Origin of the sequence: Pseudomonas khavaziana, assembly GCF_036704165.1 — a bacterium.
In the GTDB taxonomy this organism is placed as follows: domain Bacteria; phylum Pseudomonadota; class Gammaproteobacteria; order Pseudomonadales; family Pseudomonadaceae; genus Aquipseudomonas; species Aquipseudomonas khavaziana.
The window spans coordinates 3,334,384-3,350,071 of record NZ_CP129946.1 but is presented as its reverse complement, the minus strand read 5'-3'; the positions used below and the strand labels follow the sequence as shown (position 1 = coordinate 3,350,071).

Sequence of the window (15,688 nt, the reverse complement as noted above, 5' to 3'; positions counted from 1 at the left end):
TGTGGGCCATGGATTTTCAAGGGTTACGCGGCTGGAGCTTTCGCCTCCTGCAGCAGTTGCTGAATCATCTTTTCCTGCGTCTCGTAGCCACCTTCTCCGAAGTGGGTGAAACGCACTTGCCCTTTGGCGTCGATCAGGTAGTGCGCGGGCCAGTACTGGTTATCGAAGTTGCGCCAGATCGCGTAGTTGTTATCGATGGCCACCGGGTAAGTGATGCCGAGCTTTTTCACCTCATCCCTGACATTGCTGATGATGCGTTCAAAACCGTATTCCGGAGTGTGGACGCCGATTACCACCAAGCCATCCTTCTCGTATTTCTGCGCCCAGTCCCTCACATATGGCAGGGCGTGCTGGCAATTGATGCAGTCGTAAGTCCAGAAATCGACGAGCACCACTTTGCCTCTGAGCGACTCACTGGTCAGTGCGGGCGAATTGAGCCATTCCACCGCGCCGGACAGCGACGGCATCGGGCCTTGGGCGTTGTCGAGGGTGGGTTCGGCCTTGGCCTTGCTTACCAGGTATTCGACGACTTTGGGGACGCGTTCCAGCACGTCTTTTTCCAGCACGCTGACGCCTTCGGACGACGCCCCGGCCAACAGCGTCTTGTCGGCACCGGTAGAAATCATCAGCGCTGCGGCCAGGACCGCAAAACCGGTGGCTCGACGCAGCCAGCCGGTGACCGGAATCGAGGCCTTCAGGCGATTGACTAAACCGCGTCCGGCGAAAATCAGCGTACCCAACGACAGTGCACTGCCCAGGCCGTAGGCTGCCAGCAGCAGGCTGGTTTGCGCATTGGCGCCTTGCAGCATGGCGCCGGTAAGGATCACCCCGAGAATAGGTCCGGCGCACGGCGCCCAGAGCAGGCCGGTGGCGACGCCGATCATCAGCGAACCCAGCGGCCCGGACATTTTGCGCGTCTGGGGGTCGAGTCGATTGCCCAGTAACACGAACGGGCTGGCCAGCCAGCCACTGATTCGCGCCGAAATCAGCGACAAGGCAAACAGCGCGAGCACCACCAGTGCCACATGACGCCCGGTGTTGTTGGCCTGAATCACCCATTCACTGCTGACCACGGCCAGGCTGGAAATCAGCGCGAAGGTCAGGACCATGCCGCCAAGGGTAAGCAGGATCGATGAGCGTGTGCGGTCGATACCGGCGAACAGAAATGGCACGACCGGAAGGATACAAGGGCTGAGGACGGTCAATAAGCCGCCCAGGAATGCGATGAGGAACATAAGGGTCTCCTGATGAAATGTGTGGGCCGGGCTCAGTTATCGCTGTGGCATTCGGCAAATTTGCGGTAGTTCAGGATCTCGGTCTTGCCCTGCGAATTCAGGTAGGTCAGTTGGGCATCGACAATGCCGCAGGAAGCCCCGGCATCCTGTGTCAATGCCACCACTTTCCGGATGTCCAGGTGCGTGCCGTAGGTGTAGGTTTGCGGCGTGACGTCGGCTTCGGCGCGGGCCGAGAAGGTGCAGATATTCAGGGCGGCAAACAGGCAAGTGGCATAGAGGGTATTGGTGTTCATGGTCGTTTCCTCAAGGCTTCAATGGTTGGGGCGTTCAGTTGAGCCGAGGCGCTTGGGTTGGCCTCGATATGGCTCATTAGAAGCCCGCGAGGTATCTCGTCTGTGTCAAAAACAGGCGCGGATAAATCGGTTCGTATCAGGACCCCGTCCCGATACACAGCCATACAAAACCCCGGAAATTGTTGTTTTTGCCTCTGCATGTATCCTTCGCCAGAGCAGATACACTGCAATACAAACCGCCGCGGGCGAACGGGCTCAGTCTCTATAGACTGAGCCGCAATTCCCATTGACAGAGGCTTGGCCCATGGAACACGTTGATCACATCCTCATCGTGGACGATGACCGTGAGATTCGAGAGATGGTAGGCAACTACCTGAAGAAGAACGGCCTGCGCACTACCGTGGTTGCGGATGGCCGCCAGATGCGCTCGTTTCTCGAGACCACGCCGGTGGACCTGATCGTGCTGGACATCATGATGCCCGGCGACGATGGCCTGGTGCTCTGCCGCGACATTCGCGCCGGTAAACACAAGGCCACACCGGTGCTGATGCTGACCGCCCGCAACGATGAAACCGATCGCATCATCGGCTTGGAAATGGGCGCCGACGATTACCTGGTCAAGCCGTTCGCCGCCCGCGAACTGCTGGCGCGCATCAACGCTGTGCTGCGCCGTACGCGCATGCTGCCGCCCAACCTGGTCGTTACCGAAACCGGAAGGTTGCTGGAGTTCGGGCGCTGGCGCCTGGACACATCCGCCCGTCATCTGCTTGATGAAGACGGCACCATGGTCGCCCTCAGCGGCGCTGAATATCGCCTGCTGCGGGTGTTCCTCGACCATCCGCAACGGGTACTCAATCGCGACCAGTTGCTCAACCTGACCCAGGGCCGTGACGCCGACCTGTTCGACCGTTCCATTGATCTGCTGGTCAGCCGCCTGCGCCAACGCCTGCTTGACGATGCCCGCGAGCCGGCTTACATCAAGACCGTGCGCAGCGAAGGGTATGTCTTCTCGCTGCCGGTGCAAGTGCTTGGAGCACCGGCATGAAACCTGCGCTGCATTGGCCTCGAACCCTCGTCTCGCGGCTGTCGCTGATCTTTCTGGTAGGGCTGACCCTGGCGCAGGCCTTGTCCTTCGGCGTGCAGTATTACGAGCGTTACGAAACCGCAAAAAACACCATGCTAGGTAACCTGGAAACCGATGTGTCGACGTCCATTGCCATCCTTGACCGCTTGCCCGCCGAGGAACGCATGAGTTGGTTGAAACAACTGGATCGACGCAATTACCGCTATTTGCTCGATGAAGGCTCGCCAGGCGTCGCTCTGCGTGACACGCCGATTGCAGTGACCTCGATCAAGGAGGCCATCGGCAAGGATTACCCGATGACCGTGACAGACATTCCCGGGCCTATCAAACACTTCCAGGTCCATCTGAAACTGGCCGACGGCAGCCCGGTGACCATCGACGTGCGCCCCTCAATGGTGCCGTTGTCGCCGTGGCTGCCGTTGGTTTTGCTGGGCCAGTTGGCCTTGATGATTCTGTGCGCGTGGCTGGCCGTGCGCATTGCCATACGCCCGCTGACCCGCCTGGCCCAGGCCGTGGAAAACCTCGATCCCAACACTCACCCGGTGCATCTGGATGAACAAGGCCCGTCCGAAGTCGCACACGCTGCCATCGCCTTCAATGCCATGCAGGCGCGCATTGCGGCCTATCTGAAAGAGCGCATGCAACTGCTGGCGGCGATTTCCCACGACCTGCAAACCCCGATCACGCGCATGAAGCTGCGTGCCGAATTGATGGACGACTGCGGCGACAAAGACAAATTGTGGAATGACCTTGGCGAGATGGAGCATCTGGTGCGTGAAGGCGTTGCCTATGCCCGCAGCGTGCATGGCGCCACCGAGGAAAGCCGCCGTACCGATCTTGATTCATTCCTCGACAGCCTCGTGTTCGACTACCAGGACATGGGCAAGGACGTGCAGCTCAGCGGCAAAAGCGCCGCGGTGATTCACACGCGGCCCCACGCGCTGCGCCGAGTGCTGGTAAACCTCACGGATAACGCGCTCAAATTCGCCGGTGCAGCGCAGCTGCGGGTCGAATCGAAGGACGGCGACAGCCTCTCGGTGACCGTCATGGATCGTGGTCCCGGCATCGCCGAAGAGGAGCTGGCCCGTGTGATTGAGCCATTTTACCGCGTGGAAAATTCGCGCAACCGCAGCACCGGCGGCACGGGCCTGGGCCTGGCTATCGCCCAGCAACTGGCACAAGCTCTTGGCGGCTCCCTGACCTTGAGAAATCGCGAAGGCGGCGGACTTTGCGCTGAACTGAGATTACCGACGCGCTTATCGTAGGAGGAGCGAATCATGCAGGATACGTTCAATCTGTCCCGTTTCGTCGAGGCTCAGCGCCCGGTGTTCAGTCGAGTCATGGACGAGCTGCGCGCGGGCCGCAAGACGAGCCATTGGATGTGGTTCGTCTTCCCGCAATTGCAGGGGCTCGGTCGCTCCGATATGGCCGGACGCTTCGCGATTTCCGGCCTTGCCGAGGCTCGTGCCTATCTCCAGCATGAGTTACTGGGGCCACGACTGGAGGCGTGCGTCGCGGCCGTTTTGCAGCACCGAGGGGTGAGTGCCGAGCGGATATTCGGCTCGCCCGATGACCTGAAATTGCGCTCCTGTCTTACGCTGTTCAAGAATGTCCCGTCCAGCCCCGCTGTGTATCAGCAGGCGCTCGAGCAGTTTTATTCAGGTGAGCCGGACCGCAAGACACTGCTCTTGCTTGGGCAATCGGCGTGAGTGCTAAACGTTGATGTGTATCTGGAGCAGCCTGAAGGCGAGGGCGGCTATGCCCCCAACGGGGCAAGCTCCTAATCTTGCATCCTGTAGAGCATGGTGAGGAAAGACCAGGTCGGCCATCTGTGCCTGATCTGCATAGGCGATCGAACTAGATATCACTGCTTTTGTGACGCATCACTGATGATCCATTGAGCTGCAGATACTTACAGAAACATCAGGGGGCGAGTGACGGGGTTCCTTCATGATATCCAATTTAACATAATATACATTATGCGAACCATTGGGACTGTCCCTCAGGGGCTCTGTTCGTCGCATTTCACTAATGCGACGATCACCGCGCCCCAGATTCAAAAGCAGCCATCGTCGCCCTCACTGACCTGCCTCCGATTGACCCTTGGGCCATCGGACGTTTACGGCGAGTCAGCACACCGTTCACCAACGCTGTGGTGAAATCGATAACGTTGTCCGTCATAACGCAGTACTGGGAAACAAGAGCCCGGGCCGCCGACCTCGACATCAGGCCAACCATTACTGCCTTTGCCAGGGAGAAACTCAGCGACGCCGCTTTCATTGAGCATGAGTTTCCAGTCACCGTCAGGCTGCTGGCTGACTAGGTAAAATCCGGTACCCGCTTGCCCATAACAGTCAGTGCTGCCTTCGGTAATCAACGCGTCCGGCCGACCGTCACCGTTCAGGTCCTCAATCAACTCCATGGTTGCCGGCGTGTAGCTCCCTGTTGTCGCGATTTCGCACTCCGACGTCTCTTGGTTAAATCCAGCAGCGCGGAAAGCTTTTATCTGCTCGCTACGCGGCAGTTCATCCGCCAACACTGTGGCACTGGTCACGAAACATGCCACCCATAGACCTGACGTAAGCCTTCCCCGCATATGGACCGTCCCTTTATGATGCTCAAATGTTAAGTCTCGTGCATGTACCCACACTAGCGTAAAGGATGAGCTGGCTCAGCCCCGGCAATATAACTAATGTCTATAACTCGACTAAATAGTTATTTAGTTGAGTTATATATGTGCAGCTTTATCACTCTGACAAAAAACCTCAATAACCACTCGCCGCCGTCATTGCCCCGCCCACAATCGCAATCCCAGAGCTGCTGCCCAAGCGTGTTGCCCCGGCTTCAATCATCTTCAATGCCGTCGGATAATCGCGCACGCCGCCGGATGCCTTTACCCCAACCCCAGCCCCCACAGTTCTGCGCATCAGTGCTACGTCTTCAACCGTAGCCCCGCTTCGGCTGAATCCGGTGGACGTCTTGACGAAGGCCACACCCAGATCACGGCAGATCTCGCAGGCCTGGACCTTCTGCTTGTCATCGAGCAGGCAGGTTTCCAGGATGACCTTCAACGGCACGGCGCCGCAGGCCTGTTGGACCAGAGCGATGTCTTCGCGCACGGCGTCCAGCAGCCCGTCCTTCAACCAGCCTATATTGAGCACCATGTCGATCTCCCCTGCCCCGGCGGCAATCGCTTGTTGGGCTTCGAACGCCTTGGTATTACTCAGGCCGGCGCCCAGTGGAAAGCCGACCACGGCGCAAATCACCACCCTGTCGTCGGTCAGGCACGAAGCGGCGTAAGGCACCTGTGCGGAATTGAGGCACACCGAATAAAAGCCATGTTCGCGGGCTTCCTCGCACAAGGTGCGGATCTGTGCACGGGAGGCGTCGGGCGCCAGCAAGGTGTGATCGATGTACTTGGCCAATGCGGCGGGTGGGAGACTGTTCATTTAATGGGCCCTTGCCTGTATGTTGCCAATGATTGTGAGGCGCTTGTGATAGTGCTCACGTTAATTCGTTACAATAATAACAATTAATGTTACTTATTTAACACCAACAATCAAGCCCTGGAATACTCGTGGACAGTAGAAAAGCCGAGCGATTGAAGCTTATCCAACAAGCCCTGCAAGACCAGAACGCCATTCACCTGAAGGAAATGGCGGCACTGCTGGACGTGTCCGAGATGACCCTGCGCCGCGATCTCAACCACTTCAGCGATCACCTGCGGCTGCTGGGTGGCTATATCACCCGCATCGGCAATGACAGCGGCGATTACCGAGTGGCCGAGCAGGACACCCGCCACGTCGAGGAAAAACGCCGCATCGGTAAACTCGCCGCCGCGTTGATCCAGGCCGGTGATACGGTATTTTTCGACTGTGGCACCACCTCGCCTTTTGTGGTTGATTTCATCCCTGATGCGCTGGAATTCACTGCGGTGTGCAGCTCCTTGAACGTGCTGCTCAAACTGCAGAACAAGCCCAATTGCCACATCGTGTTGTGCGGCGGCACCTTTCACCGCAAGAACCAGGTTTTTGAAAGCAGCGTCGAGAGCAGCATCCTCGACAGCGTGCGCCTGACGTGGGCCTTTGTGACTGCCGCCGGCGTCAGCCAGGCGTTCGGCGTAACGTGCTTCAACTTCAATGAAGTCGAGGTCAAGCAAAAGGTCATGCGCCAGGCTCAGCAACGCGTGTTGCTTGCCGATTTCAGTAAGTTCGACACGGTGCGCACCGCGCACTTCGCCGCCCTGGAAGACTTTCAGTACGTGGTCAGCGACAAGAAAATCCCCCGCAGCTATAAGGACGTCATCCAGGCCAATGGCGCGCAGTTGCTGGTTTAATCCAGCAACTGTTGCCGTTCCTGCGCACTCAAATAACCGGTGCTGACACTGAACGAAACGCTGGCTCCGGCCGCCAGCACACGTACGTGGCCTTTGGCTTTCTCGGCGTTGTAGCCCTCGGGTTCGCAGGTGGACGGCAATACGAACGCCGCCACTTGCTGATCCGGCGTGTGCAGGATCCAGCGGGCGGCGTGGGCGAATTGTTCGGGACGGTAGCGGGTGTAGAACGCCGCACCGCTGGGATGATCCAGTAAAAAGTGCGCCTGGCCCGTGGCGTCTGTGCCAACGCCGTCGAAGAAAAACACGATCTCAGGGTCGTACAAGGCCGGCTGCTCGAGGCAGGCCAATTGCGCAGGCTGCTCGGCCAACTGCGCCATGTAGGCGCTCCATGCCGGCGTTGGCTTGACATGGTCCGGCACGCTGCTGCGCAAACGCTGGCGCTGCGTGCCCATTGGCTCGACAAACCGCGCGCCGTCCACATACGCATAGTTCATGTGGGCCATGTACATCAGGTCCATGGGCTTACCGGCCAGGTTCGTCACCTGCATATCGATATCGAATACGGCCGAATCGGCGCGCAGTGTCACGCTGGGGCTTGCCCGGTAGCGATCGCCGAAACCCTTGGCATATTCATACGAGCCCCCCAGGCGTACAACGCCCTCGTCCACCTCCAGCCAGGCCATGTCCATGGGCGCACAGGGCATTTCGCCGTGCAAGGCATGCGTGTCATCCGGCGCCGGACAGCCGTTGCGCAGCAGACCACTGTGAAACATGAAGCAGCCGTACGTATCGATGATCGTCGGGCTGGGCCGGGGTTGCTCAAACAGGTTGCTCATGGTCAAGTCGCAACCGTCGAATACGGCTGACCAGATCATCTGTCCCTGATAAGGCAGTATCACCAATCGGCCACGGCTATTCTCAAGGCTCACGGCCAGCACACCGGACGGGTAAGTCCAGGCACTGACCTTGAAGGCCGACGATTGCAGGAGGATTTTCTCCTGCTCGCCAAACACCCCAGGGTACAACGCGATACGTGTCTTCATGAGGCCACCGCCCCGGTCGCGCCCGCCGGTAAGGAGCCGGGTTGGCGCATGCACTTGAGTGCGTACATCACGATCACAATGAAGCACAACAACGGCACGCTGTAAGCCAGTTGCATGTTGCCGCCACTGGCGTCGGACAACAGGCCCTGGAAGATCGGGATCACTCCGCCGCCGACAATGCTCATCACCAGCAATGAACCGCCCACGCCGGTGTCTTCACCCAGGCCATCGATGGTCAGGCCGTAGATGGTCGGCCAGCAAGGACCGAGGAAAATACTCACGCCGACCGCTGCGTATACTGCCGAAATGTTCGGCACCAGAATGGTGTAGGCCAGCAGCACGATACACAGCACCCCGTAGATCGCGAGTACCTTGGCGGGGTGCAGGCGCCGCATCAACAGGTTGGCGATCAACTTGCCGACAAAGTAGGCGGCAAAGGTGGTCAGCAGAAACCATGAAGCGCTGCGTTCATTCATACCGCCCATCTGCATGGCCAGGCGAATGGTGAAGCTCCATACCCCGACCTGCGCCCCCACATAAAGAAACTGCGCCAATACGCCAAAGGTAAAGCGCGGGTTACGCCACAGTCGTCCCAGGCTTTGACGCACGCTGCCCTGCTTGCTGTCGGCAGGTTTGTTGCCCTTGCATGCAGGGAACCGGGTGATCGCGACGAGAATAAACATCAGCACCAGCACCGCAATCATCCACTTGTAGGGCAGCAGCGTGGACTGAATCATCTGCAATTGCTGCACCGCGGCGTCGGAAGCGCTCATCTGAGCCAGTTGTTCAGTGGTGGCGTCGGTGTCCTTGAACATCACGAAGCTGCCCACATACACCCCGGCCATGGCGCCGAACGGGTGAAAGGTCTGCGAGATATTCAAGCGCCGGGTCCCGGTTTCCCGGGGGCCCATCAGTGTCGAGTAGGTGTTGCAGGCGGTTTCCAGGAACGACAGGCCGGCGGCGATCACAAACAGCGCCAGCAGAAACATGCCGTACTTGGCCGTGGACGCGGCCGGGAAAAACAACAGGCAGCCCAGCATGTACAGCAGCAGCCCCACCAGGATCGTGCTCTTGTAGCTGAAACGACGAACCACCATCGCGGCCGGAATCGCTACAAAAAAGTAGCCCAGGTAAAACGCCGACTGCACAAAGGCCGTCTGGAAATCACTCAGCAAAAACGCTTTCTTGAAGTGGGCGATCAGCACATCGTTCATGCTCGCCGCTGCGGCCCAGAGTGCAAAGATGCTGCACAGCAGGATAAAGGCGAACCAGGGCGTGCGGTTCAGGTAGAAACCATCGGCGGTCTGTTGCAGCGCAGGTTTGTTCATTATTGTTCTCCGGGCTGGGTGAGGGTGTCAGCGCTGTTGCTTAAAGCGATCAAACGTTTCGCTGTCGGGATAGGAACTCTGCGTCCCCAGCCCCATGACCGAGCAAGCGGAGTACGCCACCGCTTGCTCCATGGCCTGACGAATATGGCGGTCGCGGTTCCAGTGGTGGATAAAGCAACCGATAAAGGCATCGCCGGCACCGGTGGTGTCACGGGCGTCAACCCGTACCCCCGGCACCTGGAACTCCCCCTCCTCCCCCACGTACAGCGCACCGTGCTCGCCGAGAGTGACGATTACGTGACGAATGCCGCTGGCCACCAGGCTGTGGGCGGCGGTTCGGGCCGATTCAGGCGAGTCCACGACATGGCCTGTGATCAACGCCAGTTCCGATTCGTTGGGAATCAGGAAGTCAAGGTGCGCCAGGTGCTCACGACTCAAGCCGGCCACGGCCGGTGCGGGGTTGAGGAGCACCGCGATACCCTGTCGGTGAGCGAATTCGATGGCGTGGTAGACCGTCTCCAGATTGATCTCCAGTTGCAGCACGATCAGCGTGCAGTCACGCAGGTCGGCGGCGGCCGCGTCTATGTCCACCGGCAGCAAATGCGCATTGGCGCCCTTGACGATCAAGATGCTGTTGTGGGAATCGGCCCGGACAAAAATCGGCGCGACGCCGCTGGAAACCCCAGGCACACGCTGTACATAACGGGTGTCGATTCCAAAGCGCTGGAAGTTGGCCACTGTGTTGTCGGCGAACATGTCGTCGCCGACCTTGCTCAGCATCAGGACATCAGCCCCAAGCTTGGCGGCCGCCACTGCCTGGTTGGCCCCCTTGCCGCCGCAACCCATGGCAAAGCCAGGCGCTTCCAGGGTTTCGCCCTGGGCCGGCATACGGTCGATATAGGTAATCAAATCCACCATGTTGCTGCCGATGACTGCGATCTTGCTCATTGCTATTCCACCTTGTTGCGGCACGACCAGGCAGGTCGTAGCGCTTTTGTTTTGTTATTTAAATAACATTAAGTGTGAATATTCAATCTTTTTTTTGCGAAGATGAGTCAACGTATTGTACGAATAGCCACGGGCAAGGACCGGGCATCAAGCGCGGGGCGCGACCTTGAGCCGTTGCGGGATGAAGGAATCACGCAAAAAAAAACCGGCCCACCAGGAGCCGGCCGAAAATATGCCTGTGCTAAAGGCTGAACCGATCCACGGACTGCGACAATTTGCTCGCCAAACCGGCCAGTTCATCGGTGGTCGAGGCGGTTTCACCAATAACGCGGCTGTTGTTTTGCGACATGCCGGCGATCATTTCCACCTGATGGGCGATCTCGTTGCTGGCCAGGCTCTGTTCACTGATGGTGCGCGAAATATCGTTGACCAACTCGGTGGTATTCAAAGTGGCCTGAAGAATGTCGCGAATGGCCCGCTCCACCTCAGCGGTCACGGCCATGCCCTTGTCCACCTGGGAGACGCCCTCCTCCATGCTGGTCACCGCCTCGCGGGTGTTTTGCTGGATACGCCCGACCATGCTGGCAATTTCCTGGGTCGATGCGCTGGTGCGTCCCGCCAGGCTGCGCACCTCGTCGGCCACTACGGCAAAACCGCGCCCCTGCTCACCCGCACGGGCGGCCTCGATCGCGGCGTTCAAGGCAAGCAGGTTGGTCTGGTCAGCAATGCCTTTGATCACTTGGATAATGCTGTAGATGGCCTCGGACTCCTTATCCAGCGTGCGGATGACCTGGGCCGACTGCTGCGCTGAACGGGCGATGCCGTCCATATCCTTGACCACCTGGTGAATGACACGGCCACCGTCCTTGGCCAAATTTTCAGCCTGGTTGGCCATGTCGAGGGCGCGCCCGGCGTGGCGAGTGATTTCCTCGATGCTGGCGGTCATTTCACTTGCGGCCGCCGCCATGGTGCTGGCAGCGCTACTTTGTTGCTGACTGCTGTCGGCCACTTCATGGCAACCCTGGCTCAGGCGCTCGCTCATGCCATTGACGCCATGGGCATTGCTGCGCACCACCTCGATCATGCCGCGTAGATCGCGCTGCATGGTGGCCAGACTGCTGATCAACAAACCGGCCTCATCCTGGCGACGCGGTTCCACAATCGGCTCGCTCAGATTGCCCCGGGCGATACTCGCGGCGATGCGGCTGGCGGTTTGCAGTGGTCCCATGATGCTCAGGATGACCCAGCGGCCCTGGCCCAACAGCAACACCAGACTGGCAATCAATACCGCGCCGAGGGTGAAGTTAGCGTTGCTGATGGTATGTTGCGTGCCGGCACTGGTTTTTTGCGTATGACCTTCGATCAGTTCGCTCAGGGCAGCCATCTGATCTTCCAACTGGCTGAAGGCGGTATGGAAGGCATTCAATTGCCCCCGCGCGGCTTCGGGGTTATCCAGCGCCAAAGCCACGATGCGCTCGCCGGCGCTGATGTAGGTGTCCAGGCTGGGTTTGATTTTTTCCAGGCTGTCCTTGATCGTGTCTTCCACCGGCAGCTTGAGGTTGTCTGCGAGCACCTGGCGAAAGTGCTCGGCGTGCTCCTTCAGCGAAGTGTTGACCTCATCCCTGGTGCTGGTGCTTTTCCCCAGGCCCACCAGCATGGCCGACAACACATCGGCGCGCAGGGCATCGTGCATCATGTCGGCTTCCATGTGATTGCGCAGCACGGTCATGCTGACTTCATTGTCCTCTACCGCTGCCCCCATCCGGTTATTTCCCAGGTAACCGGCCACGCTCATGACCAACGCAGTGAGCAATCCGGTCGCAATCAACAACATCAAGCGCAATTTGATCGTCATGCTCTTATCCCCGTACCTGGACTGCCGGTTGGGAACCCAACCGCTTGACCGCCCCTGCTACCGTTATCGGCCAGAGTCTCTGGTTAGTGAAGCCTAAGTTTGCGGATTTGCACCGATCCCTTAAGCTAACCGACCTTTGCTGCGCCCCGGATCTACCCATGTCTCGAAGTATTGCCCATCTCGCCCTGCTGCTGGGCTTGATCACCGCCGTTGGCCCGTTCGCCATCGACATCTACCTGCCTGCGCTGCCGACCCTGGGCGCCAGCCTCCAGGCCTCGCCGGCCGCGGTGCAAATGAGCCTGACGGTGTTCTTCATGATCATCGGCGTGTGCCAGCTGTTCTACGGCCCGATCAGCGATGTCTTCGGGCGCAAGTTGCCGATCTATGCGGGCCTGGTGATCTTTACCATCGGCAGTATCGGCTGCGCCCTGGCGCCGAATATCGAAGTGCTGATCGGCTTTCGTGCTGTGCAAGCATTCGGTGCCTGCGCGGGGATGGTGATCCCGCGGGCGATTGTGCGCGACCTGTACACCGGCCATGAAGCCGCGCGGCTGATGGCCTTGCTGATGCTGGTGATGAGTGTTTCGCCGATCCTCGCGCCCTTGGCCGGTAGCCTGGTGATTTCGATCTGGAGTTGGCGTGAAGTATTTGCGGTGCTGGCGGTGGTGGCCGTGCTGTGCCTGGTGATGACCATCGTGCAACTGCCGGAAACCCATCCAGCCGAGCGTCGCCTGGGCAAGACTCTGGGCAATGCGTTTGGCAGCTACGGAGCGCTGCTGCGCGATCCGGTATTCACAGGGTTGTCGGTGGTCTGCGGTTTCGGCCTCGCTACCTTCTTCGTCTTTATCGGCAGTGCGCCCTTCGTGTACATCGAGTATTTCGGCCTGACTCCGACGCAGTTCAGCCTGTGCTTTGCCCTTAACGCGGCGTCATTCTTCGCCATGAGCCAGCTGACCGCACGCCTGAGCGCGCGGTTCGGCCTGGCGTCACTGATCCGTTGGTCGGTGATGGGCGTAGCCGCGATCATGGCCGTGCTGGCGGCCACCACGCTATGGGGGGACAGCCTGGTCTTGATGATGGCGCTGCTGTTTACCGGGTTTGGCTGCCTCGGCCTGCTGCTGCCGGCAGCTGGGGTGCTGTCGCTGGAAGATCATGGCTCAGTGGCAGGTTCTGCATCGGCGCTGCTGGGCGCCATCCAGATGGTCACTGCCGCCGTAGCGATGACCCTGGTGGGGATATTCGCCGACCATACCCCGGCGCCGATGTTGATTGGCATCGCGCTGTGTGCGCTCGCCGCAATGCTCACCACGCTGTGGACCTTACGCCGTTTGCCGGCGCACCTGGCCTCCAGCGTCCCGCCCTCCTCCTGAGGCTTGACGCCAACCATTCGTCGGGCCCTGCGGGCATCCATTACAACTATCGCCGGCCACGTAATTACTAACTCCATAGCACCTTTGGAAACCTATGGAGACTGAAATGACTGACTATCCACGCCCGCCTTTCGCCCCTCAAGCCCAAGCCGTGCCCGGTTCCCAGAAAAAAATGGATCCGTACCCCGACTGTGGCGAACAGAGCTACAAGGGCTCCGGTCGCCTGGCCAACAAGATTGCCCTGATCACGGGTGCCGACAGCGGCATTGGCCGCGCCGTTGCCATTGCCTTTGCCCGTGAAGGTGCCGATGTGGCCATTGCTTACCTGGATGAGCACGACGACGCCAAGGAAACCGCGCGTTGGGTTGAAGAAGCCGGTCGCCAGTGCCTGCTGCTGCCTGGCGATATCGCGCAAAAAGCCACTTGCCAGGCATTGGTAGACAAGACCGTCGAACAGTTTGGGCGTATCGACATCCTGGTCAATAACGCCGCGTTCCAGATGACTCACGAAACCTTCGAAGAGATCGAGGATGAGGAATGGGTCAAGACGTTCGATATCAACATCACCGCGATGTTTCGCATCTGCAAGGCTGCCTTGCCCCATATGAAGGCGGGCAGTTCGATCATCAATACCAGCTCGGTCAATTCGGATATGCCCAAGCCCACGCTGCTGGCCTACGCCGCGACCAAGGGCGCGATTGCCAACTTTACCGGTGGCTTGGCGCAGTTGTTGGGTGACAAGGGTATTCGCGTCAACAGCGTGGCGCCGGGCCCGATCTGGACGCCGCTGATTGTCGCGACCATGACCGATGACGACGTGAAGAACTTCGGTGGCGAAACCCCGCTGGGGCGTCCGGGCCAGCCGGTGGAAGTGGCGCCGATCTATGTGTTGCTGGCTTCGGATGAGGCCAGCTATATCTCTGGGTCACGCTATGCGGTAACTGGCGGCAAGCCGATTCTCTGAGCCTTCTGAAAGACCAATTGTGGGAGGGGGCTTGCCCCCCCACATTTTGATCTTTATTAATCCTGAGGCTATAAATCAAACCGATCCACCGCCCGCCGCCGCTCGTTGTCGTCACGCACGTCATAGCTGGCGGTGGTCTGGATATTAGTGTGATGCGCCAGCTTCTGTGCAATCGACAAATCATGCTCTTCAATCACCCGCGTGATGAACGAGCGGCGGAAGTCATGGGGCATGATCTTCACCCCCACCTGGTCACCACGCTGGCGGGCGATGTAGTAAATCGCATGTTTGGTAATGCGTTCGCGAGTGATATGGCTGCCACGTCGAATCCGGTTGAACAGGAAGCTGTCGTCCTGTTCGCCGTCCTTGAGTTGCCCGCGACGAAATTCCAGCCAGGTCCGTAATTTGGCAAACGCCCAGTCCGGCGCGTACTTGACCAGTTCCTTGTTGCCCTTGCCGATCACCCGCAGGCTTCGTTCGTCGAAATTGATCTGGGCCAGGTCAAGGTTGACCGACTCTGACTTGCGCATGCCCGAGCCATACAGCAAGCCAATTACTGCGGCGTCCCGCAGGCCCTGGGGGCGTGGGTCGGCGGCGCAGACCTCGAGCATCTCGCGGATCAAGGTGCGACGCAGGTTACGACCCTGGCCCAGGCGTGTGCCCGGTGCGGCCTTGACCGAGCGCATCTTCAACAGGTGGTCCTGGCTGATCAAACTCATGCGCCATGCTTCGTTCATCACTCCGCGTACGGCATTCACATATAGCGACGAGGTATTCGGCGCATAGCCGTCCTCGCGCAACGCCGCGACCAGGGCGATCACATGCTCGGGTTGCAGCAGATGCCAGTCGATCTCTTCGAGGTTGATGTCCTCGAAGCCCAGGCGATCAGCGGCATCCTGCAGCACATAGCGCATGGTCAATTGGCTGGAAGGTGCCAGGCGGGTGAGGTAGAGGGTCAGTGGGTTGCGGATAGACTCAGTCAAGGTAGATCAGCCTTTGGATTAAATAGATCGCTCAACCTGTTGATTAATCGATGTATTTAGTGAATTGGCGAAGGCAAAGTCTAACCTATGATCGGCATGGCTATCTACACATCCAAATGTGGGAGGGTATGGCCCCCGATGAGCGCGGCTATCTACACAACTTCTGGTACGCCACTGGACCCTGTGGGAGGGGGCTTGCTCCCGATGGCGGCCTTCGGGCCGACCAGGATCTTGGATCAGACCGAGTAC

At 59.2% G+C, this 15,688-nt stretch carries 15 protein-coding genes and 1 pseudogene; 6 read left to right on the top strand and 10 right to left on the bottom strand.

The features are described 5' to 3' along the window. Positions 1-23: 23 nt before the first annotated feature. Both QYQ93_RS14640 and QYQ93_RS14635 read right to left on the bottom strand, forming a co-directional pair. Positions 24-1,235, bottom strand: a complete 1,212-nt coding sequence (locus QYQ93_RS14640; protein WP_338474883.1) for a cytochrome c biogenesis protein DipZ — start codon at positions 1,233-1,235, stop codon at positions 24-26. 32 nt (positions 1,236-1,267) lie between these two features. Next, positions 1,268-1,528 (bottom strand): DUF2790 domain-containing protein, encoded by a 261-nt coding sequence (locus QYQ93_RS14635; protein ID WP_043050161.1) that lies wholly within the window; start codon positions 1,526-1,528, stop codon positions 1,268-1,270. A 304-nt stretch (positions 1,529-1,832) separates the two neighbouring features. On the opposite strand from QYQ93_RS14635, the gene QYQ93_RS14630 reads away from it, so the two are divergent. The 3 genes from QYQ93_RS14630 to QYQ93_RS14620 are packed head-to-tail and all read left to right on the top strand — an operon-like array spanning position 1,833 to position 4,321. After that, positions 1,833-2,573, top strand: coding sequence for a response regulator (locus tag QYQ93_RS14630; protein ID WP_124377939.1), 741 nt, complete (start codon positions 1,833-1,835; stop codon positions 2,571-2,573). Continuing rightward, the gene (locus QYQ93_RS14625; RefSeq protein WP_338474882.1) at positions 2,570-3,877 is read left to right on the top strand and encodes a HAMP domain-containing sensor histidine kinase; all 1,308 of its coding nucleotides are present in this window, start codon (positions 2,570-2,572) and stop codon (positions 3,875-3,877) included. The genes QYQ93_RS14630 and QYQ93_RS14625 overlap by 4 nt, the downstream gene beginning before the upstream one ends. Before the next feature lie 12 nt (positions 3,878-3,889). Continuing rightward, a complete protein-coding gene (locus QYQ93_RS14620; protein ID WP_338474881.1) occupies positions 3,890-4,321 on the top strand; it encodes a DUF1810 domain-containing protein in 432 nt (143 codons plus the stop codon). 410 nt (positions 4,322-4,731) lie between these two features. Here QYQ93_RS14620 and QYQ93_RS14615 read toward each other — a convergent pair whose 3' ends face one another. Continuing rightward, complete coding sequence (locus tag QYQ93_RS14615) at positions 4,732-5,166, bottom strand: hypothetical protein (RefSeq protein ID WP_338474880.1); 435 nt, start codon at positions 5,164-5,166, stop codon at positions 4,732-4,734. Positions 5,167-5,377: 211 nt separating this feature from the next. After that, complete coding sequence (deoC, locus tag QYQ93_RS14610) at positions 5,378-6,061, bottom strand: deoxyribose-phosphate aldolase (RefSeq protein WP_217882666.1); 684 nt, start codon at positions 6,059-6,061, stop codon at positions 5,378-5,380. 128 nt (positions 6,062-6,189) lie between these two features. Between deoC and deoR the strand changes: the two genes are divergently transcribed. Beyond that, a complete protein-coding gene (gene deoR, locus QYQ93_RS14605) occupies positions 6,190-6,948 on the top strand; it encodes a DNA-binding transcriptional repressor DeoR (RefSeq protein WP_043050155.1) in 759 nt (252 codons plus the stop codon). Here deoR and QYQ93_RS14600 read toward each other — a convergent pair. From QYQ93_RS14600 to QYQ93_RS28590, 5 genes and pseudogenes are all read right to left on the bottom strand, one after another. Further along, positions 6,945-7,991, bottom strand: a complete 1,047-nt coding sequence (locus QYQ93_RS14600; RefSeq protein ID WP_338474879.1) for an aldose 1-epimerase family protein — start codon at positions 7,989-7,991, stop codon at positions 6,945-6,947. The two genes, deoR and QYQ93_RS14600, sit on opposite strands and share 4 nt — an antisense overlap. Further along, positions 7,988-9,319: an L-fucose:H+ symporter permease gene (gene fucP / locus QYQ93_RS14595; RefSeq protein ID WP_338474878.1), complete on the bottom strand. Its 1,332-nt coding sequence runs from the start codon at positions 9,317-9,319 to the stop codon at positions 7,988-7,990. The genes QYQ93_RS14600 and fucP overlap by 4 nt, the downstream gene beginning before the upstream one ends. Positions 9,320-9,346: 27 nt before the next feature. Next, on the bottom strand, positions 9,347-10,267 hold the full coding sequence (gene rbsK / locus QYQ93_RS14590) for a ribokinase (RefSeq protein WP_338474877.1): 921 nt from the start codon (positions 10,265-10,267) through the stop codon (positions 9,347-9,349). 241 nt (positions 10,268-10,508) lie between these two features. After that, the gene (locus QYQ93_RS28595) at positions 10,509-11,234 is read right to left on the bottom strand and encodes a methyl-accepting chemotaxis protein (protein ID WP_370881264.1); all 726 of its coding nucleotides are present in this window, start codon (positions 11,232-11,234) and stop codon (positions 10,509-10,511) included. Between the two features lie 132 nt (positions 11,235-11,366). Beyond that, positions 11,367-12,122, bottom strand: a pseudogene (locus QYQ93_RS28590) (MCP four helix bundle domain-containing protein); the annotation flags it as partial. Between the two features lie 158 nt (positions 12,123-12,280). On the opposite strand from QYQ93_RS28590, the gene QYQ93_RS14580 reads away from it, so the two are divergent. Then, on the top strand, positions 12,281-13,492 hold the full coding sequence (locus QYQ93_RS14580) for a multidrug effflux MFS transporter (protein ID WP_338474876.1): 1,212 nt from the start codon (positions 12,281-12,283) through the stop codon (positions 13,490-13,492). A 106-nt stretch (positions 13,493-13,598) separates the two neighbouring features. Further along, positions 13,599-14,456 carry an SDR family oxidoreductase gene (locus QYQ93_RS14575; RefSeq protein ID WP_124400639.1) on the top strand — a complete coding sequence of 286 codons (858 nt, stop codon included), beginning with the start codon at positions 13,599-13,601 and terminating at the stop codon, positions 14,454-14,456. Positions 14,457-14,524: 68 nt separating this feature from the next. On the opposite strand, the gene QYQ93_RS14570 is transcribed toward QYQ93_RS14575, so the two are convergent. After that, a complete protein-coding gene (locus QYQ93_RS14570) occupies positions 14,525-15,439 on the bottom strand; it encodes a site-specific integrase (RefSeq protein WP_043050148.1) in 915 nt (304 codons plus the stop codon). Positions 15,440-15,688 lie beyond the last annotated feature (249 nt).